The organism is Mycobacterium intermedium, from assembly GCF_002086275.1.
Classification (GTDB): domain Bacteria; phylum Actinomycetota; class Actinomycetes; order Mycobacteriales; family Mycobacteriaceae; genus Mycobacterium; species Mycobacterium intermedium.
On the sequence record NZ_MVHT01000281.1, the window covers coordinates 1 to 808 of the forward strand.

An 808-nucleotide genomic window follows, 5' to 3' on the forward strand; every position below is an offset into this window, starting at 1 on the left:
ATGGGCACCGTATACCGTGCCCATGACACCGAGATCGACCGCGATGTCGCGATCAAGGTGCTGCCGCCGCAGTTGGCCACTGAACCGGGCTACGAGCAGCGTTTCCGCCGCGAGGCCTACACCGCGGCGCGGCTAAGCGAGCCGCACATCATCCCGATCTATGACACCGGCGAGATTGATGGCCGGCTGTATCTGGTGATGCCGATCGTCGAGGGCACCGACGTCGGCGCCCTGCTGCACCGCGACGGCCCGATGCCTCCCCAGCGAGCGGTGCACATCATCGAGCAGTTGGCTGCTGCGTTGGATGCCGCGCACGCGGCGGGGTTGGTGCACCGTGATGTCAAGCCCTCCAACACCTTGGTCACCCCCCGCGATTTCGTGTATTTGATCGATTTCGGCATCGCCCATGACTCCTCGGCCACCAAACTGACTCGCACCGGGATGATGGTGGGAACCATGGCCTACATGGCGCCCGAACGCTTCAGCACCGGGATCGCCGATGCCCGTTCTGATGTCTACGCATTGGCATGCGTTTTACATGAGTGCTTGACCGGGGAACTGCCGTTTCCGGGCAACAGCGTGGAACAGCAGATCGCTGCGCATTTGTCGTTGGATCCGCCGCGGCCCAGTCGCAGTCGTCCTGGCCTGCCGGCGGCGTTGGATGACGTCATCGCCACCGGTATGGCTAAGAACCCGGATGCGCGTTACCAGAGCGCCGCCGCGCTGGCCGCTGCGGCCCGCCAAGCCCTGACTGTACCGTCGATCCCCTCAGTCGCTGTGTCCACCCGTCGCCACGATCGACCCCCTC

The 808-nt window shown here is 64.7% G+C and carries 1 protein-coding gene; it reads left to right on the forward strand.

What is annotated here, in order from left to right; genetic code table 11:
* On the forward strand, positions 1-808 hold an 808-nt coding region (locus tag BST27_RS30680; RefSeq protein WP_139805513.1), incomplete at both ends, for a serine/threonine-protein kinase.